The following is a 26,081-nucleotide window of genomic DNA, read 5'->3' as shown; positions in this document are numbered from 1 at the left end:
CGGCGGCGGGAGCGGTGGGCTCAGGGCGCGGGTACGGGCCGGGCGTCGTTCCAGCCGGACAGCAGGGCGTCGACGTCGCGGGTGCAGCCGCCGCACCCGGTGGTGGCGCGGGTGGTGCGGGCGATGTCCTCGCGGGTGCGGGCGCCGTCGAGCCAGGCGGTCTCCAGGTCGTCGCGGCTGACGGCGTTGCAGCGGCACACCAGCGGCGCGGGGCCCGCCTGCTCGGGGGCGGGTGTCGGGCGGCCGGTGAGCAGCGCGAGCCGGTCGGCGGGTACCGGGGCGCGGCTGTCGAACATCTGGGCGACGGCCGCGGCCGGGTCGGGGAATCCGAGTAGGACGGCGCCGGCGATGCGTTCGTCGCGCACCGACAGTTTGGCGTAGCGGCCGCCGTGGGGGTCGGCGATGGTGACGGTCTCGGCGGTGTCGTCGGCCTCGGTTTCGCCCATCGCGGTCAGCTCGATGCCTTCGGCTTTGAGGCGGGTGACGGGGCGGGCGCCGGTGTAGCGGGAGGCGGGGCGGGTTCCGGTGAGCAGGTCGGCCAGGACGGCGGCCTGCTCCCAGCCGGGTTGGACCAGCCCGGATCCGCCGCCGGGGTGCTGGGCGCAGTCGCCGATGGCGTGCACGCGGGGGGCGCTGGTGGCCAGGGTGTCGTCGACGCGGACGCCGTGGTCGACGTCGATTCCGGCGGCGGCGGCCAGTTCGGTGTCGGCGCGCACCCCGGCGGTGACGACCAGGGCGTCGCCGGGCAGCACCCGCCCGTCGTCGAGCTCCAGTCCGGTGCCGGGGATCCAGCGGGCGGCCACCCGCCAGGAGTGGACGGCCACGCCCAGGCGGGAGTAGAGCTCGGCGAGGATGCCCGCGGCCGGGCGGTCGATCTGGCGGCGCATGATCCAGGGGGAGGATTCCACCAGGGAGACCCGCATGCCGCGTTCGGCCAGGGCGCGGGCGGCCTCCAGGCCCAGCACGCCGCCGCCGAGGACGACGACGGGGCCGCCGGGGCGGGCCAGGGCGGACAGCCGGCGGCAGTCGGCCGCGTCGCGCAGGGCCGTGACGCCGTCCTCGGGGGCGCCGTCGGCCGCGGCCAGGCCGGGGATGGGTGGGAAGGCGGCGCGGGCGCCGGTGGCCAGGACGAGTTCGTCGTAGTCCAGGCCGGTGCCGTCGTCGAGTTCGACCCGGCGGCGGGCGGTGTCGAGGGAGCGGGCGGCGGTGCCGGTGCGCACCGCCACCGCGGGGGTTTCGGGCACGGGCAGGCGGATGTCGGCGGGCGAGTAGCGGCCGGCGAGGACACCGGGCAGCAGGACGCGGTTGTAGGCGGGTTCGTCCTCGGCTCCCACGAGGCTCACCCGGACGCGTTCGCCGGCGGGGTCGCGGCGGGCGACCTCCTCGGCGAAGCGGGAGCCGGTCATGCCGTTGCCGATCACCGCGATGCGGCGGGCGGGGTGTGTGGAGTGTGTGGGCATGTCGTATCGGTGCCGGAGGGCGCTGGGCGCGCCGGGCGGCACCGGCCTCCCTTCGTCGACCTGGGGCGTGCTGCCGGGTGGATGGTGCGGCTCGTCTTTCGCGGCGGCTCTGGAGTAGGTGGTGCGGGCGGCGGCGGGTGCGTGTCGGCGGCTTCGGGACCGGCGCACGCCGTCAGGCGGGCGGGGCTCCGTCGGCCTTCTCCAGGCGCACGGCGGCGAACTTGAACTCGGGCATGCGGCTGAGGGGATCCAGTGCGGCGTTGGTGAGGTTGTTGGCGGCTTGGGCGCCGCCGTAGTGGAAGGGCAGGAACACGGTGTCGGGGCGCGCGTCGGCGCGGCGGCGCACCCGCGCCAGGGTGGTTCCGCGCCGGGAGACCACGTGCGCCCACTGCTCTTCGGCCAGTCCGGCCCGTGCGGCGGTCTCGGGGTGCACCTCGACGTAGGCTTCGGGTTCGGCTGCGGCGAGTTCGGCGATGCGCCGTGTCTGGGCGCCGGACTGGTAGTGGCCCATCAGCCGCCCGGTGGTGGCGATCAGCGGGAAGTCGGCGTCGGTCTCCTCGGCGGGGGGCCGGTGGCCGACCGCGGCGAAGCGGGCCCGCCCGTCGGGGTGGGCGAAGGCGTCCAAAAACATGCGCGGTGTGCTGGCGGCCGGGTCGGGAACGGGCCAGAACACCTCCTCGCCGGCCTCCAGCCGCTCGGCGCTGACGCCGGAGTAGTCGGCGGCGCCGCCGCCGGAGGCCCGGCCGAGTTCGTCCAGCACCGTTCCGGCGTCGGCGGGGAAGCGGTGCTCGGGCTGGCCGATCCGCCGCGCCAGCCCGGAGATCACCTCCAGGTCGGTGCGCACCCCGGCCGGCGGGGCCAGCACGGCGCGGCGGCGCAGGAGGCGGCCCTCCAGGTTGGTCATCGTGCCCTCTTCCTCGGCCCACTGGGCGACAGGGAGGACGACGTCGCCCATAGCGGCGGTTTCGGACATCACGAAGTCGCAGGTGACGAGCAGATCCACAGAGGAGAGCCGGTTTCGGACGTGTTCGGCGTCGGGCGCCGACACCGCGGGGTTGGAACCGAACACCAGCAGCGCGCGCGGACCGGTCTCGCTGCCGAGGGCGTCCAGCAGCTCGACGGCGCTGAGGCCCGCGCCGGGCAGGTCGGCGGCCTCGACTCCCCATATGCCGGCGACGTGGGCGCGGGCGGCGGGGTCGTCGATGCGGCGATAGCCCGGCAGCTGGTCGGCCTTCTGCCCGTGCTCGCGCCCGCCCTGGCCGTTGCCCTGGCCGGTGATGCAGCCGTAGCCCGAGCCCTCGCGGCCGGGCAGGCCCAGCGCCAGGGCCAGGTTGATCCAGGCCGCGACGGTGTCGGTGCCCTTGGCGTGCTGCTCGGCGCCGCGCCCGGTCAGCACGTAGGCGCCGTTCGCGGTGGCCAGCAGCCGGGCGGCTGCGCGGACCTGCTCGGCGGGCACCCCGGTGACCTGCTCGGTCTGCTCGGGCCAGAAGGCGGCGGCGTGGCGCCAGGCCGCCTCGAAACCGCTGGTGCGCGCGGCGATGTAGGCCGTGTCCAGCAGGCCCTCGGTGCGGGCGGCGTGCAGCAGACCCAGCGCCAGCGCCGGGTCCGTACCCGGGCGCGGCGCGAGGTGCATGCCCCCGCGTTCCAGAGCGGATTCCGCGGTGGCCGAGCGGCGCGGATCCACCGCGATCAGCCGGGGACCGGCCAGGTGGCCCATCAGCGGGGGCATGGTCTCGGCCGGGTTCGCCCCCGCCAGCAGCACGACCTCGGCCCCGCCCACGTCGGGCAGCGGGAACGGCAGTCCCCGGTCCAGGCCGAAGGCCCGGTTGCCCGCGGCGGCGGCCGAGGACATGCAGAACCGGCCGTTGTAGTCGATGCGGGAGGTGCCCAGCGCCAGGCGGGCGAACTTGCCCAGCAGGTAGGACTTCTCGTTGGTCAGCCCGCCGCTGCCGAAGACCGCGACCGAGTCGGGGCCGCGCTGCTCGCGCAGCCGCATCAGCCGTTCGGCGACGAAGTCCAGCGCGGTGTCCCAGTCGGCCTCGGCGAAGGCCGAATCGCGGTCGGTGCGCAGCAGGGGGCGGGTGAGGCGCTGCGCGGAGCCCAGCAGTTCGGCGGCGGTCCATCCTTTGCGGCACAGTCCGCCGCGGTTGGTGGGGAACTCGGCCGGGCGGGTCGCGGGGGCGCCGCCGGGGCCGGTCTCCACGTGCATGGCGCACTGCAGCGCGCAGTAGGGGCAGTGGGTTCGGGTGGCGGCGGGGGTGCTCACGGCGTGGCCACCCTGCCGGTTTCGGCGCGCTCTCCCGCCGGGGCGGCCTCGGCCGCGCCGGCGCGGTCGGCGGCGCCCGGTGGGCGGCGCAGGTAGACCCGGTAGACCACCGCCGCACAGGCCAGGTAGAAGACGAGGAAGGCGACGTATCCGGGGATCGCGTCGCCGAAGCTGATGAACGACTGGCGGAACACCAGGTTGATGGCGACCCCGCCCAGCGCGCCGGCCGCGCCCACCAGGCCCAGCACCGCGCCGCTGATGCGCTTGTTCTCCGCACGGGCCTGCTCGGCGGGCACGCCGGCGGCGATCCGGTTCTCGGCTTCGGCGGCGTAGATGGCCGGGATCATCTTGTAGGTGGAGCCGTTGCCGATACCGGTGAGCAGGAACAGCGCGATGAACCCGGTGGTGAACAGCGTCAGCGACCCCATCAGCGAGGCCGCCACGATCACTCCGGTGCCGGCCGCCATGGCGGCGAAGTTCCACAGCGTCACCCGGGCGCCGCCGAAGCGGTCGGCCAGCCGCCCGCCGAGCGGGCGGATCAGCGAGCCGAGCAGCGGACCGAGGAAGGTCACCGCGGCGGCCTCCAGCGGCGTGCGGTCGAACTGGTTCTGCAGCAGCAGCCCGAAGGCGAAGGAGAACCCGATGAACGAGCCGAAGGTGCCGATGTAGAGGAAGGACATGATCCAGAAGTGGCCATCCCGCGCAGCGGCGATCTGGGCCCCCGCGTCGGCGCGGGCGCCGCTCAGGTTGTCCATGCGCGCGTAGGCCACGGCGGCGGCCAGCAGCAGCAGGGGGATGTAGAGCACGGCCAGCAGATAGCCCTGGGCCGCGCCGAAGGCGGCGATGACGCCCAGCCCGGCGAGTTGGACGGTGGCCACACCGATGTTTCCGCCCCCGGCGTTGAGCCCCAGCGCCCAGCCCTTGCTGCGCTCGGGGAAGAAGGAGTTGATGTTGGCCATGGACGAGGAGAAGTTGCCCCCGCCCAGTCCCGCGGTGGCCGCCAGCAGCACGAACAGCCAGAAGGGGGTGTCGGGGCGCTGGATGAGCACCGCCGCCAGCGCGGTGGGCACCAGCAGCGCGGTGGCCGAGATCAGCGTCCAGTTGCGGCCGCCGAGCTTCGGCACGGCCAGGGTGTAGGGCACCCGCAGCACGGCGCCGACCAGGGACACGACCGAGACCAGCAGGAACTTCTGCGCGGGCGTGAAGTCGAAACCGGTCTCGGGCGTCATGAACAGGGTCAGCACCGACCACAGGCTCCACACCGAGAACCCGATGTGCTCGGCGAAGATGGAGGCCCACAGGTTGCGGTTGGCGATCCGCCGCCCCGAGGCGTTCCAGAACCCGGTGTCCTCGGGGTCCCAGCGGTCGATCCAGCGCCCGCGGGTGCGGGGCGGCGTGGTGCTCTGTGCGGTCACGGCCTGGCCTTCCTCGATCGGCGTCGGGGTTCACGCAACGCGATCGACGGTAGGCAGCCGGAGTTGCCTGGGCGTGTCTGGCCGTAACACCCGGGAAACGGAGCCCTCACCCGGCGCGGGCGGGCGCGGTGAGATCGCGCGGCGAAGCCCCCGCGGCGCGGGGGTCGGCGGCCGGGGTCGGGCTCAGGCGGCTCGCGTCGCGGACCGGCGCAGGCGCCGAGTGAGCACGCCCTGCTTGGGCGAGAAGAGGTAGGCGAGTGCGAAACCGGCGGCCTGGGCGACGACGATGGCGCCGCCGGTGGCGATGTCGGCGTGGAAGCTGGCATAGGTGCCCAGCACCGAGGCGCCCGCCGAGACGGTGGCGGCGATGACGAGCATGCGCTCGAAGCGGTCGGTGAGCAGGTAGGCCGTCGCTCCGGGGATGACGACCATGGCCACGACCAGGATGATGCCCACCGCCTGCAGCGCGATGACCACCGTCACCGACAGCAGGGCCAGCAGCAGCGCCTCCAGGCGGCGCGGCCGCAGGCCGATGGCGTGGGCGTGGACGGGGTCGAACGCGTACAGCGTGAGGTCGCGGTGCTTGAGCAGCACGATGCCGATCGTCAGCGCCGCCATGGCCAGCACCTGGATGATCTCGGAGTCGGATACGCCCAGCACGTTGCCGAAGAGGATGTGCATCAGGTCGGTCTGGGAGGGCACCCGGGAGATCAGCACCACGCCGATGCCGAACATCGCGGTGAACACGATGCCGATTGCCGCGTCCTCCTTGACGCGGGAGGTGCGGTGCACCACCCCGATGAGGGCGACCGAGCCGGCGCCGAAAACCAGCGCGCCCAGCGCGAAGGGCAGGCCCAGCAGGTAGGACAGCACGACGCCGGGCAGCACCGCGTGGGAGACGGCGTCGCCCAGCAGCGACCAGCCGGTCAGTGTCATCCAGCACGACAGCAGTGCGCAGACGACCCCGGCCACGACGCCGACCAGCAGTGCGCGCTGCATGAAGTCGAACTGCAGCGGCAGGACGAACCACTCGACGACCGCGGTCACGCCGCCCTGCCCTCGGGGCGCGGCGCGATACCGAAGGCCTGCGCGAGCAGCTCGGGCGAGAGCACGTCCTCGGGTGCGCCCTGGGCGAGGAGGCGGCGCTGCAGCAGCACCGCCTCGTCGCACAGCCGGGGCACGCCCGCCAGGTCGTGGGTGGAGAGGACCAGGGTGTGCCCCTCGTCGCGCATGGCCGACAGCACCTCGACGATGGCGGCCTCGGAGCGCTTGTCCACGCCGGCGAAGGGCTCGTCGAGCAGGAAGACCCGCGCGCCCTGGGCGATGCCGCGGGCGACGAACGCGCGTTTGCGCTGCCCGCCCGAGAGCGCCCCGATCTGGCGGTGGGCGAGTTCGATGAGCCCGGTGCGCTCCAGGGCCTCGGCCACGGCCGCGCGGTCGGCGCGGCGCGGCCGGCGCGCCGGGCCCATGTGCCCGTAGCGGCCCATCATCACCACGTCGCTCACGCGCAGGGGGAAGGCCCAGTCGACCTGCTCGGACTGGGGGACGTAGCCGAGGAGTCCGCGCCCGCGGGCGGCGTCGGGGCCCAGGCCCAGGATGCGCACGCTGCCGCTCTGGACGGGTGTGAGGCCCATGACGGCGGTGAACAGGGTGGACTTGCCCGAGCCGTTGGTGCCCACCAGGCCGCAGATCCGGCCCTGGCGCACCCGCAGGCCGACGTCCTCCAGGGCGACGACGTCGCCGTAGCGCACGGTGACCCCCTCGACCTCGACGGCGGGGACCGCGGTCTCCTCGCGCGGCTGCGGCGGTGTCTCGGTCGCGCTCACGCGTCCTCCTCTCGGGTGAGTCCCTCGGAGATGGCCTCGGTGTCGTAGCGGAGCAGGTCCAGGTAGGTGGGGACGGGGCCGCCCGCCTTCGACAGGGAGTCGACGTAGAGGCTCCTGCCCAGCTCGGCGCCGCTCTCGGCGGCCACCTGGCGCTGGGATCCGTCGTTGACCGTGGTTTCGCAGAAGACGGTGGGGACGTCGTTGGCACGGACGAACTCCACCACCGAGGCGATCTGCTTGGGCGTGGCCTGGGTTTCGGCGTTGACGGCCCACAGGTAGCGCTCGGTCAGCCCGGCGTCGCGGGCCAGGTAGGAGAAGGCGCCCTCGCAGGTGACCAGGGCGCGGCGGGAGTCGGGCAGGCCGCTCAGCTCGGCTTCGAGGTCTGCGCCGATGCGCGCGATGCGCTGCTTGTACTGCTGGGCCTCGGCGGCGTAGTACTCGGTGTTGGCGGGGTCGAGCTCGCCGAGTTCCTCGGCGATGTTGTCGACGTAGACCTGCGCGTTGTCCGGAGACATCCAGGCGTGGGGGTTGGGCTCGCCCCGGTAGCCCCCCGAGGAGATCGGGATGGTCTCGACGCCGTCGGAGAGAGTGGCGGTGGGGGCGTCGATGTTGTCGGTGAACTGGGTGAACCAGGCTTCGAGGCCGAGTCCGTTGGCCATGATCAGATCGGCGCCCTCGCCGCGCACGAGGTCCTCGGGAGCGGGCTCGTAGGTGTGGATCTCGGCGCCGGCGCGGGTGATCGAGGAGACCTCGACCCGGTCGCCGGCGACGTTTTCGACCATGTCCGCCAGCACGGTGAAGGTAGTCACGACGGTGGGCCGGCCGCTGTCTGTGGCCGCGCCCGATGCGGAGCAGGCGGCGGTCGCCGCCAGCAGCGCCGCGGCCGCGATTACGCCCGAGCTGCGGGTTGAAGAAAGGCGATCTCCAGTGTTCGGCACGCCTAACTACTACCACAGCCGCGCCGATCCACGCATCGAGGCGCGTCCGAAAAGCATCGGGCGCCCCCGGCCGGAGCGCGCACCGAGGGTGCGGCCGCGGCGGGGGCGCCCGATGGGACCTGTGGAGCGCCCGGGTGGAGCGGGACGCCCGGCTGATGCGGTCGGACGGTCCTAGGCCTGGGGGGCGGGATCGGCCTCGCCCTTGGCGGCGGCGGCCAGGCGCTGGGAGAAGCCGTCCATCACCCACGGGATGGTCAGCGGGTTGGGCGTGGAGATGGCCATCGACTGCTCGGGGTCCTCGTAGGCGATGTAGCCGCCGTTCTGCACCGCGTCGACCTGCTGGAAAACGGTGTTGTCGGCCAGCCGCTTGCGCTCCTCGGCCGAGTTGAACCACATCACGAGCACTTCGGCGTCGATCTTGTCGGCGTTCTCCAGGCTCAGCGTCCCGTAGAACTGCCCGTCGGCGACGGAGAGGTCGTCGACGAAGCCGGCCGGCGTGAAGCCGAGCTGCTCCATGAGCACCGGGCGCGCGTCTTGGCCGACGTAGAAGCCGAACTCGCCGGTGGAGGGCATAACGGTGCCCACGGCGTAGTCGGTGCCCTCGAATTCGGAGTGGTCCTCGGCCAGCCCCTCGATGTAGGCCATGGTGTCGTCGGCGATCCGCTGCGCCTCCTCCTCCATGCCCACGGCCCTGCCGATGGTGACCGTCTGCTTCTGCCACTCGGTCATCCAGGGCTGGTCCAGGTAGGGGATGGTGGGGGCGACCTCGGAGAGCTGCTCGTATTGGGCCTCCTCCATCCCCGACTGCACACCCAGGACCAGGTCCGGCGCGAGGCTGGCGATCTTCTCGACCGGGATGCCGTCGTCGGTGTTGATCAGCTCGGGCTTCTCGGCGCCCAGCTCCTCGATCTTCTCCAGGTCCCAGGGGAGGTAGCCCTCCTCGTCGCCGGCGTAGGTGGAGGCGGCCATGCCCACCGGGACGATGCCCAGTTCGAGCAGCGTCGCCTCGTCGGACCAGCCGACGGTGACGATGCGCTCGGGCTTCTGCTCGATCTCGGTCGAGCCGTAGGCGTGCTCGATGGTCACCGGGGACCAGTCGCCGCCGGAGGCGCCGCCGCCCTCGGGCCCGGAGCCGGATTCGGGGGCTCCGCAGCCGGCGGCGACCAGGCCGGCGGCCGCGATGAGGGCGATACGGGCAAGGGGGGCCGAGGCCCTCGTAAGCGAAGGCATGGATGGGCCTTTCTCAGGTCGGGGTGGAAACAACCGGACATGCACACCTAGGTGAGGCTAGCCTAACTCACGTTTCAGCCGGTTTGTCACCCCGGGCGCCGAAGGCACACCCGCGCGACCTGCCGGATCGCCGCCGAGGTGAAGCCGGCGACACCCGAAGGGTCACCGGGCGGCGGCACCCGCCGCACACCGCGACCACCCGCGGCACCGGATGCACCGCGACGCGCCCGACCACCGCAGGCATGGCCGAAAACGGACAGCGCACGCCCCTAGGTCACGCTCGGCAACCGGGCTATGGTTACCTTTACTCAGATTTCATTAGTCCCGAAAGGGACAAATCTCCCCTGTCAGGACGCCCCATATGATCGACCACTTCGCCTACGGATGGACGACACCCGTCATCGCCTACGTCGTCTCGTTCCTCGGCTCACTCATCGGACTGCAGGTGGCGAGGCGTGCACGGCACAGCTCGGGGGCCACCCGGACCGGGTGGCTCCTGCTCGCGGCGTTCACCCTCGGCGCCGCCGCCATCTGGGCGATGCACTTCATCGGGATGATGGGCTTCTCGGTGCAGTCGACCACGATCCGTTACGACGTCCTTCTGACGGTACTCAGCGGGCTGCTCGCCATCGCCGTCGTCGGCATCGGCCTGTACTGGACCACCCTCTCGCCCGGTTGGGCCTCCGTGCTGGGCGGCGGTGCCATCATGGGCGTCGGCGTGGTGTCGATGCACTACATGGGCATGGCCTCGATGCGGATGCAGGCCGAGATGCACCACGACCACCGCTACATGGTCGCCGCCGTCGTGATCGCCCTGGTCGCCTCCACCGTCGCGCTGGTCTTCGCGGTCCGGCTGCGCGGTCTGGCGGCCACCCTCGGGGCCTCAGCGGTCATGGCGGCCGCCGTCTCGGCGATGCACTACACCGCGATGTTCGGCATGCACGTGCGCGCCCTGCCCGAGACCCCCTTCGACGAGCCCGCCACCGGCGCCACCATGATGGACTTCTTCATGCCGATGTTCGTGGGTCTGGGGCTCCTGCTGATGATTCTGTCTCTGATACTCATGCTCTCGCCCGTCGAGGACGATCAGCGGGGAGGCCGAGCGGCCGACTCCCCCGCGCCGAAGCCGCAGGACTCGGTATTCACCAGGAGGCACTGACCATCGCAGCGGTACCGGACCCCGCACTGCGCACCGCACTCGCCGACGTCGGCTCCGTCAACGCCTTCTTCGCCGTCGAGTCCGCGGCCGACGGCGGCGGACTCCCGCTGGAGGAGTTGTGGCGCCGCGGCGACCTGCTGGCGGGCGAGGTCGCGGCCGTCCGCGCCCGCCTGGCCGCGGTGGCCGGGCGCCCGGTCGCCGACGTCGAGCAGCGGGTCGCGGCCTCCGTCTGCTACCAGGGGCTGGCGTCGCGACTGCTCTCGCCCGCGGTGGCCGCGGCCCTGTGCCACGGTGTCGTCGCTCCCGTGCGGGCGCTGCGGTGGCGGGTGGTCCAGGGCCGGCTGCGCCCGGCGCTGGGTGCGGGCGCCGGCGCCGGCGCCGCGGTGGCCGCCGAGGGCCCCAGGACCGAAGCGGCCGCCGATGCGGTGGCCGAACACGTCCTCGACGGCGCGCTCGCCCCCCTCGCCCGCGCCATGCGCCGGCAGGCGCGCCTGGCGCCGCGCCTGCTGTACGGAAACGCCGCCTCCTCGCTGGCCGGGGCCGTCCAGGCGCTGGCGGCGGCGCGCCCCGCGCACGCCGCCGACGCCTGGTCGCTGGCGCAGCTGCTGCTGGAGCGGGCGCCCCTGCGCGGGCTGGGCGCCTTCGCCGCCGCGCCGACGCCCGAAACCGCGGCCGCCGCCGCGTTCACTCGCACCACCTGCTGCCTGTACTACCGCGTCCCCGGCCAGGCCATGTGCGGCGACTGCGTGATCGCCGCCCGCACACAGCGCGCGTGACGGCGCGGCCGAAGAGGCGGCCGGGGCTCAGGAGCCCCGGTTCTCCCCCAGCTCGTCCTCGATGGGGTTGACCGGACCGGTGTCCTTGGCGCGCTCGGACACGCCGGACTTGGTGTGGTGCCGGCGCTGCTGCGCGCGGTCGGACTCGTCGCGCTGCTGTCCGCCCAGCTCGTCCGTGGGCACGGCCCGCAGCACCTCGTCGGGCTGGTAGTAGTCGGCGGGGGGCATCGCCTGCAGGGCGCTGAGCAGGTAGCGGTCGGCGCCCTGCTCCTGGGCGTACTCCACGATGCGGTCCTTGCCCACGGGGAAGTCCAGCCCGGACAGGATCTGCTTGAGGCCCTCGATGTCGTGCAGCACCGCCATCGGGCGCTCCTCTCACTTCTTCGCGTTCCCCGGCGCCGCGGCGAGGCGGCCCGCGGCGCCTGGGCCGCGAGTCCGCCCAGCTCAGCGGCGCCGGGCGTGCACCCGCCGACTACCCGGGCCGCCGCCGGTCCAATCGCGGCGCCCACCGAACCGCGCCCGCGCGGCCGGGGCTCAGCGGCCCGCCGGGACGATCGGCGCGGCCTGCTCGGCGACCCGGCCGAGGAAGGCGGGCGCACCCTCCTCGTCAGTGGCGCCGGTGCAGATGGCGTGGTCGACGCCCAGTTCGGCGAGCCGACCCAGGTTGTCGACCACCTGGTCGACGCTGCTCTCGCGGTCGACCATGACGATGGCAGTCTTCTCGATGTCCTCGTAGGGCCGTCCCTCGTCTGCGCAGTGCCCGCGCAGCACGTCGAGCTTGTGCGCCAACTCGGGGCCGGCGAAGAGGTTGCAGGCGTCGGCGTACTTGGCGACGAAGCGCAGCGTCTTCTTCTCGCCTCCCCCGCCGATGAGGATCGGCGGGTGCGGGCGGCTCACCGCGGCGGGCGAGTTGAGGGGGCGCTCCAGCCGGTAGTGGCCGCCCTCGTAGGGGCTCTCGTCGTCCGACCACATCCGGTGGGCGATCTGCAGCGTCTCCTCCAGCCGCTCGAAGCGCTCGGCCGTGGGCGGGAACGGCAGGCCCAGCCCCCGGGCCTCGCCCTCGAACCAGGCGGCGCCGATGCCCAGCCAGGCGCGGCCGCCGGAGAGCACGTCCAGCGTGGTGACGGTCTTGAGCAGCGCGCCGGGATGGCGGTAGACGACACCGGTGACAAGCGTGCCCAGGCTGATGCGCTCGGTCACGGCGGCGGCGTAGGACAGCGCCGAGTAGCCCTCCAGCATGGGCTCCTCGGGCGCGCCCACATACTCGATCTGGAAGAAGTGGTCCATGACCCACAGGCTGGACAGCCCGGCCTGGTCGGCCTCGCGCGCGGTGCGGGCGAAGGCCGGGCCGATGTGCTCGGGGCCGCCGGCACCCGTGAAGCGGGGGATCTGGATTCCGATGCGCATCAGGGCCTCCTCGTCGACGCACCCGCGGGTGCGGGGGCGAATGTGGATCTCGTCCGCGCCCATCGAACCAGCCGCACGGCCCGACGCAAAGCGTTCGGAGGTGCGGCACGCGCTCGTTCACGCGGTGTTCGCAGTTTCCCGCGGGCCGACGCGCGGCGGGGCGGCGCCGGACATCCGGCGAAGGTGCGGCCCTACTCCGGCTTGGGCGGCGCATCCGCCCGGTCCGCGCCCGTGCCCGGCGCCCGCTCGTGCTCGTGGCCCGGGGCGACCCACAGTGCTTCGGCGGCGACCAGGCCCAGCGCCTGCTCCCGCCGCTCGCCGGCAGAGCCGATGCGCACCACCAGCGGACCGCCGAAAGGCCGTCGCTCCACCAGCTCGATGCGCATGCCGATGCCGATGTCCTCTTCGGCGAGATGGCGCAGCAGGTCGGGGTCGGAGTCGTTGACGCGCACGATGACGCCGGTCGTGCCCTCCTCGGCCGCGGAGAGCAGCTGCGTGTCGCGCTCGGGGACGCGGCCGTCGCGGGTGGGGATGGGGTCGCCGTGCGGGTCGGCGACCGGATCACCCAGATGGGCGGCGATGCGGTCGACGAAGCGGTCGGAGACCACGTGTTCGAGGATCTCGGCCTCGTCGTGGACCTCGTCCCAGGAGTAGTCCAGCGCCTCGACCAGGTAGGTCTCCAGCAGCCGGTGGCGGCGCAGCACGGACAGCGCCGCCTTGTCGCCGGTCTCGGTGAGCCGGACGTCGCCGTAGCGGCGGTGGGCCACCAGCCCCAACTCGCCCAGTTTGCGCAGCATCCCCGACACCGAGGAGTTGGACACCGAGAGCCGCTCGGCCATCGCCGAGATGGTCACCGGGCCGGAACCGCGCTCCTGCAGGTCGTAGATGACCTTCACGTAGTCCTCGACCGAGGTGGACGGCCGCTCCGATGCGCTCTCCATGCTCGCCACGGTATCGCGTCCGGACCGTCTGCGGCGCTTCGGCCGCGTCGCCCGCCGCCGCCCGAAACCCCGGCCGCCGCAGCGCCGACTAGCGGCAGGCGGAAAACCACTGCGACTCTTTTACGCAGGTCATGGTTCCAACCATGATCATCTATGCGATAGACTTCGTACAGAAGTTCGATTTCGGCCTGTCTTCCCCGGGCGCGGCGACCGCCGCCTTCGCCCTGGCCGCGGCAACGGGGGGAAGCCAATGGCCGCAACGCTCGTCGCAACCGCGGCGCGCCCGGGAGGCCGCCGCTGATGACCGACGCATTCGCCCATCTCGACACCGCCTCCTCGGCGTCGATGCGCCACGGCACCGCTGGTCCGCACGAGCTGGTGGAACGCGCGGCCGAGCTGGGCATGGACATGCTCGCGCTGACCGACCGCGACGGCCTCTACGGCGCCGTCAAGCACGTGCGCGCCTGCCAGGAGGCCGGCGTCCGCCCCGTCCTGGGCGCCGATCTGGCCGTGGCCGCGCCCGAGGGCGGGCGGGTGGTCGTGCTGGCCCGCGGCCGGCGCGGCTGGGCCTCGCTGTGCCGGCTGGTCAGCGCCGCCCACGCCGCCGGGGAGCGCGGGGTGCCCGCCGTGTCCCACGCGATGCTGGCCGAGCACGCCGAAGGACTGGTCGTGCTCGTCGGGCCCGGCTCCGACGTCGGCCAGGCCGCGGCCGAGCACCACATGGAGCGCGCCCGCCGGTGCCTGGCCCGCTGGCGCGCATCCGCCGAGACCGCCGTGGAACTGGTCGACCACTACGGACCCGGCCAGCACCGCCGGGCCACCGCGATGCTGCGGCTGGCCGAGGAGACCCGCACCCTGGCGGTACTGGGCAACGCCGTGCGCTACCCCCGCCGCTCCGGCGCCGAGGTCGCCCGCGTCCTGGACGAGGCGCGGCGCTGGCTGCCCGGCGGCGGCCCGCCGCCCGCTCCCAGCGGCTCCGAGGCCTACCTGAAGAGCACCGCGGAGATGACCGCCGTGGCCGAGCGGATCTGCGGCCCCGACCGCACCGCCGTGCGCCGGCTGCTGGCCCACACCCGCGCCCTGGCCGCCTCCTGCTGCCTGGAGCCCGGCACCGATCTGGGCATGGACCGCCACCACCTGCCCGAGATCCCCAGCGCCCGCGACCGGCTGTGGCTGACCTGCCGGGAGGGCATGGCCCGGCTCGGCCTGGAGAACGACGGACGCGCCCGCTCCCGGCTCGCCCACGAGCTGGAGATCATCGAGCGCAAGGGGTTCTCCGCCTACTTCCTGACCGTCGCCGACATCGCCCACCGGATCCGCGAGCAGGGCATCCGCTGCTCCATCCGCGGTTCGGGCGCCGGCAGCCTGGTCAACCACCTCATCGGGATCTCGGCGGTGGACCCGCTGGCCCACGGGCTGCTGATGGAGCGCTTCCTCACCGACAGCCGCACCGGCCTGCCCGACATCGACCTGGACGTGGAGTCGGCCCGCCGGCTGGACGCCTACCAGGTGATCCTGGACGCCTACCCCGACGCCGCCTGCGTGTCGATGATGGAGACCTACCGCGCGCGCAGCGCCATCCGCGACGTCGGCTCGGTGATGGGGATCCCCCCGCACGAGATCGACGTGCTGGCCAAGGCCTTCCCCCACATCCGCGCCCGCCAGATCCGTTCGGCCTGCGCCGACCTTCCCGAACTGCGCTCCGGCGGGCTGGCCGACTACCCGGTGGAGACGCTGTTCCGGCTGGCCGAGCGGCTGGACGGGCTGCCGCGCCACATCGCCCTGCACCCCTGCGGGATCGTCGTCTCCGACGCCTCGCTGCGCGACCGCGCGCCGCTGGAGCCCAGCCGGATCGGCTACGACATGGTCCAGTACGACAAGGACGACGTCGAGGAGATGGGACTGATCAAACTCGACGTCATCGGGGTGCGGATGCAGTCGGCCATGACCCACGCGCTGGGCGAGGTCGAGCGCACCGAGGGCCGGCGCGTCGACGTGGACACGCTGCCCGCCGACGACTCCGCGACCTATGCGATGATCCGCGCCTCGGCCACTCTGGGCTGCTTCCAGATCGAGTCGCCCGGCCAGCGCGAACTCGTCAGCCGGCTGCGCCCGGCCGGCATGGACGACCTCATCGCCGACATCTCGCTGTTCCGCCCCGGGCCGGTCAACAGCGACATGATCACCCCCTTCATCGCGGCCCGCGACGGCGAGCGCACCCCTGAGGCCCCCACCCCCGTGCTGTCGGACGTGCTGGCCGCCACCGGCGGGGTGGTCGTCTTCCACGAGCAGGTCATCGCCGTACTGCACGCCATGACCGGCTGCGGGCTGGACCAGGCCGAGGCGATGCGCCGCCGCCTGGGCACCGACGCCGGCAAGGAGGAGGTGCGCGAACGCTTCACGGCCCTGGCCGGCGAGTGCGGCCACAGCGACCGGGTGATCGAGGAGGTCTGGCGGATCCTCTCCGCCTTCGGCGCGTTCGGGTTCTGCAAGGCCCACGCGGCGGCGTTCGCGCTGCCCACCTACCAGTCGGCGTGGCTGAAGCGGCACCATCCGGCGGCCTTCTACGCCGGTGTCCTCACCCACGACCCGGGCATGTACCCGCGCCGCGCCGTCATCGACGACGCCCGCCGCTTCGGCGTGCCGGTGCTGGGCGTCGATGTCAACCGCTCCGGGCGCGAGTGGCGGGTGGAGCGCACCGCCGAGGGCAGGGCGGGCATCCGCGCCGCACTGGCCGACGTCAAGGGCATCACCGAGGCCGAGGCCGACGCGCTGGTGGCCGGGCGCCCCTACGCCTCGCTGAACGACGTCGCCAACCGCGCCCGCCCCTCCCGCGACGTGCTGGAGGGACTGGTGCGGGTGGGTGCCTTCGACTCCCTCTACGGCATCGGTTCCGGACGCGCCGACGGCCTCACGCGGCGCGACCTGCTGCTGCGGGCGAGCGCGCTGGAGCGCACCACCCGCCGCTCGCTGGGCGGAGGACAACTGCCGATCGCGCTGGAGGCGGCCGCCGAGGAGCCCCGCGACCCGGGTCTGCCGCCGATGGCGCCTGCGGAGGAGGTGCAGGCCGAACTGGAGGTGCTGGGCTACGACGCCTCCCGGCACCTGCTGGACTGCTACGCCGAGCCGATCGCCGCGCTGGGCGCGCTCTGCGGCGCGGTGAGCGCGCGCGATCTGACCGCGGTTCCGGCCGGGGCGGAGGTGCTGGTGCTGGGGGTGAAGGTGGCCACCCAGACCCCGGCGGTGCGTTCGGGCCAGCGCATCATCTTCACCACGCTGGACGACTCCACCGGGCTGGTGGACCTGACGTTCTTCGAGTCGGTGCAGGAGCGCTGCGCCGCCACCGTCTTCGGTTCCTGGCTGCTGGCGGTGCGCGGGAAGGTGCGCCGGGTCGGCTCGGGTATGGCGACGGTCAACGCCGCCCGCGTCTGGGACCTGGAGGAGCTGGCGCGGATCTGGCAGGAGGGCGGCGAGGAGGCCGCGGCGGGCTTGCGCGAACGGCTGGGCCGGCAGAGCCGGCACGTGCCGGTCAGCGGGGTCGGCGGGCAGCGGATCCGCTACGCGAACGGATACGAGCTTTCCACCTACGCCGATATCGCCCCGGCGGGGTCCGCGGGGGCACCCCGCAAGCTCTGGCACGCCAGCCCGGGCAGCGCGGGCCGCTGAGGACGGCCGCCCGGGGCGGGTCACCGACTCGCCCCGGGCCCGTCGGGCGGCCGCGGGGTAAGCGCCGCGGCGACGGGCTAGAGTGCACAACCGGGCGGGCAGCGCGCCCGGTACCGCCCATGCCCCAGACGCGCGGAGGACGGATCCCGTGATCACCCTGGCACACATCAGCGACCTGCACGTCGACGGCGGATCCCGCGCCCGGGAGCGGGTCGAGCAGGTGATGGCCTACCTCGACGCGGTCGCCGACTCCGTCGACGCGCTCGTGGTGACGGGCGACCTCACCGAGAACGGCACGGTCGGCGAACTGGAGGAGGCCCGCGCCCTGCTGTCGGGGCGGCTGCCGGCGGTGATCTGCCCGGGCAACCACGACGTGGTCGAGGGCCGGGCGCCCTTCCGCCGGGTGATGCTGGGCTCGGAGGGCGGCGAGAAGGGGGACCCGGGGGAGGCGCCCGTCAACGCGGTCCACCGGGCCGACGGCGGCGCCGTCGTGCTGTGCGACTCCACGGTGCCCTCCGAGGATGGCGGCCTGCTCTCCGAGGAGACGCTGGACTGGCTGGAGGACACCCTCGCCGACCTGCGCCAGACGCCGGTGGTGCTGGGCTTCCACCACCACCCGGTGAAGCTGCACACCCCCTACGTCGACCACATCGCCATGCAGGGCGCCGACCGGCTGTCGGTGCTGCTGGCGCGCCACCCGCAGGTGGCCGGCCTGCTGTGCGGGCACGCGCACACGGCGGCGGCCACCGCCTTCGCGCAGCGGCCGCTGCTGGTGGCACCGGGGACGGTCTCGGTCGCGCCGCTGCCCTGGGAGGACGCCGAACAGGTCTACGCGGCCCACCCACCGGCGCTGGCGTTCCACATCCTCGACGACGAGGGGCGGATGACCACGCACTTCCGCACCGCCCCGGCCGGGAGGACGTGAGTTCCGCGCAAGCCCGTGTGGCCGTCGTGCCGCGGGACCGCGGGATGATCGTGGCGCTATGGCGGGCTTCGGCGGCGCGCCGTAGGACATCCCCGCATGGGCACCGCCACGGGCTCAGCGTCCGCCGGCGGCGATGCGGGCGTTGACCGCCTCGGGCGCCAGGACCGTGTCGAGCACCATCGCGGCGCCGCCGCGCAGTCCCGCCTCGTCTCCGCTGCGGTTGGGCACGACGCGCAGCCGGCGGGTGGCCAGGGCGGTGGAGCGCTGGAAGACCACCTCGCGCACCCCGGCCACCAGGTGGTCGTGGGCGTCGCCGAGCAGCCCGCCCAGGACGACGACCTCGGGGTTGAGCAGGTTCACCGCACCGGCGAGCACCTCGCCCAGGCGCCGGCCCGCCTGGCGCACCAGCCGCACGGCGTCGGGATCGCCCTTGCGGGCCAAGGCGGCCAGTCGGGCCACGCCCGGAACACTGCGCCCCAGTTCGGCCATGCGCGCCACCAGCGCCGGACCTGCGGCCACGGTCTCCAGGCAGTCGGTGTTGCCGCAGCGGCAGGGGATTCCGCCGCCGTCGCGTACGGGGATGTGCCCGATCTCGCCGGCGGCTCCCAGCGAGCCGCGCAGCAGGGCGCCTCCGGCCACGACGCCGGCTCCGATGCCGGTGGAGACCTTGACGAAGACCAGGTCGCCGACGTCGGGGTGCACGGCGCGGTGCTCACCCAGCGCCATGACGTTGACGTCGTTGTCCAGCAGGACCGGCGCGGCGAAGCGCTCGGCCACCAGAGGGGCGATCTCGATGCCGGCCCAGCTCGCCAGCACCGGCGGGCTCTGGGAGCGGCCGGCGGCGAACTCCACGGTGCCGGGGACGCCGATTCCGCTGCCCGACACGTCGCCGGCGCCGCGTCCGCAGGACGACAGCAGCCGCTGCCAGGTCTCCAGCAGCCAGGGCAGTGCGGCGTCGGGGCCCTGTTCGACCTCGGGTGATCCGCTGTCCTGGGCGAGCAGCCTGCCGCCCAGGTCGTAGACGGCCGCCTGGCTCGCGGATACGCCCAGCGCCGCGGAGAGCACGACGCCTCCGGCGGCGTTGAACTCCAGGGTGCCGGGCGGCCGTCCGCCGCTGGAGGGTGCGGCGGCGCCTTCGGTGATCAGGCCGTGGTCGAGCAGATCGGTGACCCGCAGCGCGACGGCCGGGCGGGACAGGCCGGTGACGCGCCCGATCTCGGTGCGGGTGACGGTCTCGCCGGTGCGGATCAGCTCCAACACGTGTCCGCTGGAGGGAGCGGCGGATGCGGCCTTGCTACGGGGCATGCCTCATTCAAACACGCTTTCGCACTTCCATCAGCCGAACCGGGAGACTTTTGTAATTAAATATTCAAAAGAGGGGCTTGTCGGGCGACAGAAGTTGCCGCTATGTTTCCAGAGGTCTCGCAGGCGAGCCCGGCGGCCCGGACCGCACCCCCCGCTCCCCTCTCGCCCGAGCCGCCAGCGGGCCTGCCCCACCCGCACACCGGCCCCGGCCCCGCCATCCGCCTTCCCCCGCCACCCGCCCTGAAGTGGAGTCCGCGCCATGTCCCCGTCCCCGCACCCCCGCATAGCCGAGGTCACCCGACAGATCGCCGAGCGCAGCGCCGCCACCCGCAGCGCCTACCTGGAGCGGATGCGCGCGGCCGCCGCCGAGGGCCCCGCCCGCGCCGGGTTGGGCTGCACCAACCTCGCCCACGGCTTCGCGGCCTGCTCACCGGCCGACAAGCTGTCCCTGGGCCGCTCGAACAAGCCCGACATCGCCATCGTCTCCGCCTACAACGACATGCTCTCGGCCCACCAGCCGCTCGCCGACTACCCGGCGCAGCTGAAGGAGGCCGTCGCGGCGGCCGGCGGCGTCGCCCAGTTCGCCGGCGGCGTTCCGGCGATGTGCGACGGCATCACCCAGGGCCGGCCCGGCATGGAGCTGTCGCTGTTCAGCCGCGACATCATCGCCATGGCCACCGCCGTCGCGCTGTCGCACGACATGTTCGACGGCGCGCTGATGCTGGGCGTGTGCGACAAGATCGTGCCCGGCCTGCTGATCGGCGCGCTGTCCTTCGGCCACCTGCCGGTGGCGTTCGTGCCCGCCGGGCCCATGCCCTCGGGCCTGCCCAACAACGAGAAGGCCCAGGTCCGCCAGCGCTTCGCCGAAGGCAAGGCCGACCGCGCCGAACTGCTGCAGGCGGAGTCCCAGGCGTACCACGCCCCCGGCACCTGCACGTTCTACGGCACCGCCAACTCCAACCAGATGCTGATGGAGGTCATGGGCCTGCACCTGCCCGGCGCCAGCTTCGAGCCGCCGGGCAGCGAGCTGCGCACCGCACTGACCGCCGAGGCCGGGCGCACGGTCACCGGCCTGACCGCGCTGGGCGAGCACTACACGCCCATCGGCGAGGTCGTCGACGAGCGCGCGATCGTCAACGCGGTGGTGGCGCTGCTGGCCACCGGCGGCTCGACCAACCACACACTGCACCTGGTGGCGGTGGCCCAGGCCGCCGGAATCGAGCTGACCTGGGACGACTTCGCGGCCCTGTCGGAGGTCGTGCCGCTGCTGACCCGGATGTACCCCAACGGCGCCGCAGACGTGAACCAGTTCCACGCCGCCGGCGGCATGGCGTTCCTCATCGGCCGACTGCTGGACGCCGGACTGCTGCACGAGGACGTCGCCACCGTTGCGGGCCGCGGTCTGGCCGCGTACCGCCTGCGCCCCGCTCTCGGCCCGCAGGGCCTGACCTGGGGCGAGGAGCCCGAGGAGAGCGCCGACACGAGCGTGCTGCGCGGCACCGACGACCCCTTCAGCGCCGACGGCGGACTGCGCATGGTGCGCGGCAACCTCGGCCGCGCCGTCGTCAAGGTCTCGGCGGTGGCACCCGACCGCCACGTCGTCGAGGCGCCCGCGCGGGTCTTCGACAGCCAGGCGCAGCTGCAGGAGGCGTTCGCCGCCGGCGAGCTCGACTGCGACGTGGTGGCCGTCGTGCGCTTCCAGGGACCGCGCGCCAACGGCATGCCCGAGCTGCACAAACTCACCCCGCCGCTGGGCGTGCTGCAGGACCGCGGGTACCGGGTCGCCCTGGTCACCGACGGCCGCATGTCGGGGGCCTCGGGCAAGGTGCCCGCCGCCATCCACGTCTCCCCCGAGGCCGCGGCCGGCGGCCCGCTGTCGCGGGTGCGCGACGGCGACACGGTCCGGCTGGACGCCGCGGCGGGTGTCCTGCAGGTTTCGGCCAGCGAGTTGGAGTCGCGCCGGGCCGCCGAGTTGAGCGTGGACTCCTCCGCCGGCACCGGCCGCGAACTCTTCGCCGCCTTCCGCGATGCGGTCGGGCCGGCCGAGCGCGGCGCCGGCGTGTTCGGGGCGCTGCAATGAGCCGCCCGCAGCCGCCCTCGGCCGGGCGCCCCTGGCTGGTCGGCGACATCGGAGGCACCAACGCCAGGTTCGGCCTCGTCGCGGGACCCGGCACGCGGCCGGTCGCCGTGCGCCGGCTGGAGGGCGCCGAACACGCCGACCTCGGCGCGGCGGCCGTCGCCTACCTGGAGCAGGTCGGCGCGTCCGACCCCGGCGCGGCGTGCGTGGCCGTGGCCGGGCCGATCGACAGCGACCGCGTCCGGCTGACCAACTCCCACTGGGACTTCTCGGTGACCGCCACGCGCGAGCGGCTGGGCCTGGACCACCTGGAGGTCGTCAACGACTTCGCCGCCCTGGCCCTGTCGCTGCCGCGGCTGGGCGAGGACGACCTGCTGCCGCTGGGCGGGCCGACTCCGGTGCCCGGCCGCCCGATGGCGGTGCTGGGCCCGGGCACCGGGCTGGGTGTGGCCGGGCTGGTGCCGACCGGCGCCGGCTGGGTGCCGGTGGCGGGAGAGGGCGGGCATGTGGACGCCCCCGCCGTGGAGGAGCGCGAACTGGATGCGGTGCGCGTGCTGCGCGCCCGGCAGGGGCCGGTCACCGCGGAATGCCTGCTGTGCGGGCCCGGCCTGAGCCGCCTGCACAGCGCACTCGCCGAAGTACGCGGCGAGGCGGCCGCGAGCCTGTCGGCAGCCGAGATCTGCGCCGCCGCCTCCGGCGACCGGCTGTGTGCCGAGGCGCTGGACGTCTTCTGCTGCCTGCTGGGCGGCTTCGCGGGCAACGTCGCACTGACCCTGGGGGCCACGGGAGGCGTGTTCCTGGGCGGGGGGATTCTGCCGCGTATCATCCCCATCGTGCAGTCCAGCGGATTCCGGCGCCGCTTCGAGGACAAGCACCGCATGGCCGACTACCTCGAAGGCATCGCCACTACGCTGATCGTGGCCCGGGACCCGGCCCTGCTGGGCGCGGCCGCCCGCCTCGACCAGCGTCTCGAACCCGTGCAAGGAGAAGCCCATGAACCCGCGCAGCAGTGACGACCTCTTCGCGCTGGCGCCGGTGATCCCGGTGGTGGTGCTCTCCGAGGCGCAGACCGCCGTTCCGCTGGCCCGCGCGCTGGTCGCCGGCGGCCTGCCGGCCGTGGAGGTGACCCTGCGCACCGAGGCCGCGCTGGAGGCCGTCGCGCGCATCGCCGCCGAGGTCCCCGAGGCCGTAGTGGGCGCGGGCACGGTGACCTCGGCCGAGCAGGCCGACGCCGCCGCCGAGGCCGGGGCCGCGTTTCTGGTCTCGCCGGGCTGCACCCCCGGCCTGTACGAGGCGATGAGCCGGACCGGGCTGCCCGCGCTGCCGGGCGTGGCCACGGCCTCGGAGGCGCTGGCGCTGCTGGAGCTCGGGGTCACGGCGATGAAGTTCTTCCCCGCCGAGGCGGCGGGCGGGCGCCCGTATCTGAAGTCGCTGTCGGGCCCGCTGCCGCAGGTGCGGTTCTGCCCCACCGGCGGCGTCACCGCCGAATCCGCGGCCGACTATCTGGCGCTGCCCAACGTCGGCTGCGTGGGCGGCACCTGGCTCACCCCGGCCGACGCGGTCTCGGCGGGCGACTGGGACCGTGTGGAGTCCCTGGCACGCGCGGCGGCCGCGCTGCGTCCCGCCGGATGAAACGGTAGGCAGCGGCCCGCCGCCCGCCGCATGGCCGCGGCGGGCAGACCCGCGCCGCCGGCGGCGCGGGTCTGCCCGCCGGGATGCCCGGCATCGGCCCGGAACCCGGCCGCCCGGGCTCTTCGGTATCCGAAACACCGGTCGCGCGCCCGAAGACACGGCCGACGAACCGGGTCAGACCTCCACGACGCGCGTTTTGGTCATCCGGTCCAGCGCGGACCGGCGAACGGGCTCGTCGGTGAGCAGCAGGATACCGCTGGCGACCTGACCGAGCAGGCACGGCACCAGCAGCAGCAGGTGCAGGGCCGCGCGGGCGGCCGCGCGGCCCGTGGTCGCCAGGTGGCCGGTGTCGGCCGCGACCACGCGCATGCCGAAGAGCCGTTTGCCCAGCGTCTGGCCGCGGCGGGCCAGCGGCAGCCAGTGGTAGCAGACGAGCGCGGCCGCGTCGGCGGCGACCACGACGGTCGCCGACACACTGACCGACACCAGGTTGTCGGGCAGCCCCAGCCCGGTCACGACGCCGTAGGAGGCGGCCATGCCCAGCAGGAACAGCACGTAGAACAGCACCAGCGTCAGGACCAGGTCCACGGCGAAGGCGAGCATGCGCCGTCCCGGATCGGCCGGGCGCGATCGGGGCGCGTCGGGGGCGGAGGGCGGAGGGTACGGGCCGCCGCCGGGGTGCCGGGGGTCCTCGGGTTCGGGCATCGGTCGTCCTAGTACGTGTCCGTTGGAAAGCGAACAGTATTGTGCCATCCGCCTCGCGGACGGGCACCGCGCGGGTCAGCGGCCGCTGAGCGCGACGGCGGCCTTGAGGAGCATCTCGGCGTACTCCTCCTGCGGATCGGAGTCGAGCACGACGGCGCCGCCCGCGCCCACCGTCAAGGTGCCGTCGTGCGCGACGGCCGTGCGGATGACGACGCTCAGGTCGGCGGTGCCCTCGTGGGAGAGGTAGCCCAGGGCGCCGGAGTAGACGCCGCGGGCGGAGTTCTCCAGCCGGTCGATGATCTCCATGGTGCGCAGCTTGGGAGCGCCGGTCATGGACCCGCCGGGGAAGCAGGCCCGCACGGCGTCGACGGGGTGCGCCCCGGCGCGCAGGCGGCCGCGCACGGTGGAGACGAGCTGGTGGACGGTGCTGTAGGACTCGGTGTACATGAACCGCGGCACCTCCACGCTGCCGACCTCGCACACGCGGCCGAGGTCGTTGCGCAGCAGATCCACGATCATCAGGTTCTCGGCGCGGGTCTTCGCGCCGGTGCGCAGCTCCTCTGCGCGGCGGGCGTCCTCGGCCCGATCGGCGGCGCGCGGCGCCGTGCCCTTGATGGGCCGGCTTTCCGCGGTGCCGTCGGCGCCGATGCGCAGGAACCGCTCGGGCGAGGCGCTGTAGACCGCGGTGCCGCCCAGTTGCAGCAGCGCGGCGTAGGGGGCGGGGGCGGCGCGGCGCAGTCGCCGGTAGTAGGCCAGGCCGTCGGCGGGGGCGGGTACGCGCAGCCGGTCGGTCAGGCAGATCTCGTAGCTCTCGCCTTCCTCCAGGCGGGCCAGGCACTCCTTGACGTCGGTGAGATAGCCCTCCCGGTTGCGTTCCAGCAGCGTTTCCAGGTCGCCGCCGGGGGCCGCCGCGGCGGAGGGAGCAGGCGCCGGATCGAGCGCGGCCAGGGTGCGGGCGGTCTCCTCGGCCCAGGACCGGGCGCCGGCGCCGCGGGCGACGAGGTAGGTGCGGTCGTTCGCGTGGTCGACCGCCACCACCCGGTCGCAGCGCAGCCAGACGGCGTCGGGCAGGGGCGAGCGGTGGGCCGCGGCGCCGCCGCAGTCGGCCTTGAGCTCGTAGCCGAGGTAGCCCACGTAACCGCCGGTGAAGTCGAAGGGCAGTCCGGTGGGTGCGGCGGGGCGGGCGGGGGTGCGCCGCCGCAGGGCGTCGAAGATCGTGCCGGGTTCGCGCCGGATCGGGGCGCCGGCGGGCGGCGCGACGTCGACGGCGCCCTCACCGACGCGGTAGGTCAGCACCTCGCCGTCGTCTCCGCCGGCGTCGCCGAGGAAGGAGAACCGGCCGGTGCCGCCGGTGCGGCTGCTGTCCAGCCAGAACGCATACGGGCTCGCGGCGTGCAGCCGCGCGAAGGCGGCTTCGGTGTCCACGGCGCGCTCCAGGGTGCGCACGTGCGGCGGTGGCGGGCGCGGCGCGGTCGCCGGGCGCGCTTGGCCGCCGCCGGTTGAGCAGGACCGGGCGGCGGCCGACCCGCCGGCGCCGGGGGCCGCGCCGTGGCGGCGCCGCGGGACCGCGCCGGCGAGGTGCCGGAAGTTGGCGAGGAGGTCGCGCCCGTACTCGCCCGCCACCGATTCGGGGTGGAACTGCACACCCCACCGCGGCAGCTCGGTGTGCTCGGCGGCCATGACGACGCCGTCCTCGGCGAAGGCGGTCGCGGCCAGCTCGGCCGGCAGCGGACGGCGGGCGGCCAGCGAGTGGTAGCGCACGGCTGTGAAGTCCTGCGGAATGCCCGCGAACAGCCCGCGGGCGCGGTGGCGGATGCGGCTGAGGTAGCCGTGGCGGGGGCGCGGTGCGGCTCCGACGTCGCCGCCGGCGAGGTGGACGAGGGCCTGGTGGCCCAGGCACACGCCCAGGACGGGCACGTCGGGGGCGCGGCGCAGCGCGTCGGTGAGCAGCCCGAGATCGCGCGCCCGCGCGGGGTGCCCCGGACCGGGCGAGACCACGATCCAGGGCCGAGCGGACAGTCCCCGTCGCGCCAGGCGCGGGTCGTCGTTGCTCCATACGTCGGGTTCGGTTCCGGCGACCTCGGCGATCAGCTGGAACAGGTTGTAGGTGTAGGAGTCGTGGTTGTCCACGAGCAGGGGGCGCATGCTGCTCTCAACGCTCGGAAGGAGGGGATGTTCCAGCTTAGGGCCCGCCTGCCCGCACCAAGGGGAGAGGGGCGCCCCACACCCTCGCCCGGGTGCGCAGCCGCGGGCGCGGCCACGGAGGGGACCGGTTTCGGTCCGGCCGCCGACCCGGCATCTGTCGTATCCGATACCACGGTTTCGGCGGGGTGCTGCGACACTGGTCCCATTC

Annotated in this window: 20 protein-coding genes; 7 read left to right on the top strand and 13 right to left on the bottom strand. The window is 74.0% G+C overall.

Translation table 11 applies throughout. The annotated features are described in order from the left end of the window. Window positions 1-20: 20 nt before the first annotated feature. The 7 genes from EKD16_RS12235 to EKD16_RS12205 all read right to left on the bottom strand — a co-directional run bounded on the left by EKD16_RS12235 (window position 21) and on the right by EKD16_RS12205 (window position 9,135). A complete protein-coding gene (locus tag EKD16_RS12235; RefSeq protein WP_131098499.1) occupies window positions 21-1,460 on the bottom strand; it encodes an FAD-dependent oxidoreductase in 1,440 nt (479 codons plus the stop codon). A 172-nt stretch (window positions 1,461-1,632) separates the two neighbouring features. Next, the gene (locus EKD16_RS12230) at window positions 1,633-3,669 is read right to left on the bottom strand and encodes a molybdopterin oxidoreductase family protein (protein ID WP_131102446.1); all 2,037 of its coding nucleotides are present in this window, start codon (window positions 3,667-3,669) and stop codon (window positions 1,633-1,635) included. 53 nt (window positions 3,670-3,722) lie between these two features. Next, window positions 3,723-5,141 (bottom strand): MFS transporter, encoded by a 1,419-nt coding sequence (locus EKD16_RS12225; RefSeq protein WP_131098498.1) that lies wholly within the window; start codon window positions 5,139-5,141, stop codon window positions 3,723-3,725. Between the two features lie 183 nt (window positions 5,142-5,324). After that, window positions 5,325-6,140: a metal ABC transporter permease gene (locus tag EKD16_RS12220; RefSeq protein ID WP_131102444.1), complete on the bottom strand. Its 816-nt coding sequence runs from the start codon at window positions 6,138-6,140 to the stop codon at window positions 5,325-5,327. Window positions 6,141-6,184: 44 nt separating this feature from the next. Then, complete coding sequence (locus EKD16_RS12215; RefSeq protein ID WP_131098497.1) at window positions 6,185-6,967, bottom strand: metal ABC transporter ATP-binding protein; 783 nt, start codon at window positions 6,965-6,967, stop codon at window positions 6,185-6,187. Continuing rightward, a complete protein-coding gene (locus EKD16_RS12210) occupies window positions 6,964-7,905 on the bottom strand; it encodes a metal ABC transporter substrate-binding protein (RefSeq protein WP_131098496.1) in 942 nt (313 codons plus the stop codon). The genes EKD16_RS12215 and EKD16_RS12210 overlap by 4 nt, the downstream gene beginning before the upstream one ends. Window positions 7,906-8,076: 171 nt before the next feature. Then, the gene (locus EKD16_RS12205) at window positions 8,077-9,135 is read right to left on the bottom strand and encodes an iron-siderophore ABC transporter substrate-binding protein (protein WP_131098495.1); all 1,059 of its coding nucleotides are present in this window, start codon (window positions 9,133-9,135) and stop codon (window positions 8,077-8,079) included. A 361-nt stretch (window positions 9,136-9,496) separates the two neighbouring features. Here EKD16_RS12205 and EKD16_RS12200 point away from each other — a divergent pair, with 361 nt between their 5' ends. Together EKD16_RS12200 and EKD16_RS12195 are read left to right on the top strand one after the other, a co-directional pair. Continuing rightward, entirely contained in the window at window positions 9,497-10,294 is a 798-nt protein-coding gene (locus tag EKD16_RS12200; protein ID WP_131098494.1) for an MHYT domain-containing protein, read from the top strand. A gap of 116 nt (window positions 10,295-10,410) precedes the next feature. Then, the gene (locus EKD16_RS12195; RefSeq protein WP_242677360.1) at window positions 10,411-11,070 is read left to right on the top strand and encodes a (2Fe-2S)-binding protein; all 660 of its coding nucleotides are present in this window, start codon (window positions 10,411-10,413) and stop codon (window positions 11,068-11,070) included. Window positions 11,071-11,097: 27 nt separating this feature from the next. On the opposite strand, the gene EKD16_RS12190 is transcribed toward EKD16_RS12195, so the two are convergent. The 3 genes from EKD16_RS12190 to EKD16_RS12180 all read right to left on the bottom strand — a co-directional run bounded on the left by EKD16_RS12190 (window position 11,098) and on the right by EKD16_RS12180 (window position 13,418). Next, window positions 11,098-11,433 carry a DUF2795 domain-containing protein gene (locus EKD16_RS12190; protein WP_131098493.1) on the bottom strand — a complete coding sequence of 112 codons (336 nt, stop codon included), beginning with the start codon at window positions 11,431-11,433 and terminating at the stop codon, window positions 11,098-11,100. A gap of 171 nt (window positions 11,434-11,604) precedes the next feature. After that, window positions 11,605-12,477, bottom strand: a complete 873-nt coding sequence (locus EKD16_RS12185; protein WP_131098492.1) for an LLM class F420-dependent oxidoreductase — start codon at window positions 12,475-12,477, stop codon at window positions 11,605-11,607. Window positions 12,478-12,668: 191 nt separating this feature from the next. Further along, entirely contained in the window at window positions 12,669-13,418 is a 750-nt protein-coding gene (locus EKD16_RS12180) for a metal-dependent transcriptional regulator (RefSeq protein ID WP_131098491.1), read from the bottom strand. A gap of 300 nt (window positions 13,419-13,718) precedes the next feature. On the opposite strand from EKD16_RS12180, the gene EKD16_RS12175 reads away from it, so the two are divergent. Then, the gene (locus EKD16_RS12175) at window positions 13,719-17,084 is read left to right on the top strand and encodes a DNA polymerase III subunit alpha (RefSeq protein ID WP_131098490.1); all 3,366 of its coding nucleotides are present in this window, start codon (window positions 13,719-13,721) and stop codon (window positions 17,082-17,084) included. Between the two features lie 148 nt (window positions 17,085-17,232). Next, a complete protein-coding gene (locus EKD16_RS12170; RefSeq protein WP_131098489.1) occupies window positions 17,233-18,009 on the top strand; it encodes a metallophosphoesterase in 777 nt (258 codons plus the stop codon). A gap of 114 nt (window positions 18,010-18,123) precedes the next feature. Here the strand turns inward: EKD16_RS12170 and EKD16_RS12165 are convergent, their stop codons facing one another. Continuing rightward, window positions 18,124-19,314, bottom strand: coding sequence for an ROK family transcriptional regulator (locus EKD16_RS12165; protein ID WP_131098488.1), 1,191 nt, complete (start codon window positions 19,312-19,314; stop codon window positions 18,124-18,126). A gap of 259 nt (window positions 19,315-19,573) precedes the next feature. Here EKD16_RS12165 and edd point away from each other — a divergent pair, with 259 nt between their 5' ends. From edd to eda, 3 genes are read left to right on the top strand one after another with little or no spacing between them, the layout of a single operon-like run. Next, on the top strand, window positions 19,574-21,394 hold the full coding sequence (edd, locus tag EKD16_RS12160; protein WP_131098487.1) for a phosphogluconate dehydratase: 1,821 nt from the start codon (window positions 19,574-19,576) through the stop codon (window positions 21,392-21,394). Next, window positions 21,391-22,404 (top strand): glucokinase, encoded by a 1,014-nt coding sequence (gene glk, locus EKD16_RS12155; RefSeq protein WP_131098486.1) that lies wholly within the window; start codon window positions 21,391-21,393, stop codon window positions 22,402-22,404. Before edd ends, glk begins: the two co-directional genes overlap by 4 nt. Then, on the top strand, window positions 22,385-23,023 hold the full coding sequence (gene eda / locus EKD16_RS12150; RefSeq protein WP_131098485.1) for a bifunctional 4-hydroxy-2-oxoglutarate aldolase/2-dehydro-3-deoxy-phosphogluconate aldolase: 639 nt from the start codon (window positions 22,385-22,387) through the stop codon (window positions 23,021-23,023). The genes glk and eda overlap by 20 nt, the downstream gene beginning before the upstream one ends. A gap of 174 nt (window positions 23,024-23,197) precedes the next feature. Here the strand turns inward: eda and EKD16_RS12145 are convergent, their stop codons facing one another. Next, window positions 23,198-23,728 carry an RDD family protein gene (locus tag EKD16_RS12145; RefSeq protein ID WP_165498556.1) on the bottom strand — a complete coding sequence of 177 codons (531 nt, stop codon included), beginning with the start codon at window positions 23,726-23,728 and terminating at the stop codon, window positions 23,198-23,200. A gap of 75 nt (window positions 23,729-23,803) precedes the next feature. After that, window positions 23,804-25,873, bottom strand: coding sequence for an aminodeoxychorismate synthase component I (gene pabB / locus EKD16_RS12140; RefSeq protein ID WP_131098483.1), 2,070 nt, complete (start codon window positions 25,871-25,873; stop codon window positions 23,804-23,806). Window positions 25,874-26,081 lie beyond the last annotated feature (208 nt).

This window comes from Streptomonospora litoralis (assembly GCF_004323735.1).
Lineage (GTDB): Bacteria > Actinomycetota > Actinomycetes > Streptosporangiales > Streptosporangiaceae > Streptomonospora > Streptomonospora litoralis.
Note: the sequence above shows the minus strand (reverse complement) of the source record. Positions and strands in the feature narration are given on the sequence as shown.

Coding starts and splice junctions, on each gene's coding strand:
- EKD16_RS12235 (WP_131098499.1), bottom strand. CDS start 1,460: ATGCCCACACACTCCACACACCCCGCCCGCCGCATCGCGGTGATCGGC.
- EKD16_RS12230 (WP_131102446.1), bottom strand. CDS start 3,669: ATGCACGTGGAGACCGGCCCCGGCGGCGCCCCCGCGACCCGCCCGGCC.
- EKD16_RS12220 (WP_131102444.1), bottom strand. CDS start 6,140: ATGCAGCGCGCACTGCTGGTCGGCGTCGTGGCCGGGGTCGTCTGCGCA.
- EKD16_RS12205 (WP_131098495.1), bottom strand. CDS start 9,135: ATGCCTTCGCTTACGAGGGCCTCGGCCCCCCTTGCCCGTATCGCCCTC.
- EKD16_RS12200 (WP_131098494.1), top strand. CDS start 9,497: ATGATCGACCACTTCGCCTACGGATGGACGACACCCGTCATCGCCTAC.
- EKD16_RS12190 (WP_131098493.1), bottom strand. CDS start 11,433: ATGGCGGTGCTGCACGACATCGAGGGCCTCAAGCAGATCCTGTCCGGG.
- EKD16_RS12185 (WP_131098492.1), bottom strand. CDS start 12,477: ATGCGCATCGGAATCCAGATCCCCCGCTTCACGGGTGCCGGCGGCCCC.
- EKD16_RS12180 (WP_131098491.1), bottom strand. CDS start 13,418: ATGGAGAGCGCATCGGAGCGGCCGTCCACCTCGGTCGAGGACTACGTG.
- EKD16_RS12175 (WP_131098490.1), top strand. CDS start 13,719: ATGACCGACGCATTCGCCCATCTCGACACCGCCTCCTCGGCGTCGATG.
- EKD16_RS12165 (WP_131098488.1), bottom strand. CDS start 19,314: ATGCCCCGTAGCAAGGCCGCATCCGCCGCTCCCTCCAGCGGACACGTG.
- edd (WP_131098487.1), top strand. CDS start 19,574: ATGTCCCCGTCCCCGCACCCCCGCATAGCCGAGGTCACCCGACAGATC.
- glk (WP_131098486.1), top strand. CDS start 21,391: ATGAGCCGCCCGCAGCCGCCCTCGGCCGGGCGCCCCTGGCTGGTCGGC.
- eda (WP_131098485.1), top strand. CDS start 22,385: ATGAACCCGCGCAGCAGTGACGACCTCTTCGCGCTGGCGCCGGTGATC.
- EKD16_RS12145 (WP_165498556.1), bottom strand. CDS start 23,728: ATGCCCGAACCCGAGGACCCCCGGCACCCCGGCGGCGGCCCGTACCCT.
- pabB (WP_131098483.1), bottom strand. CDS start 25,873: ATGCGCCCCCTGCTCGTGGACAACCACGACTCCTACACCTACAACCTG.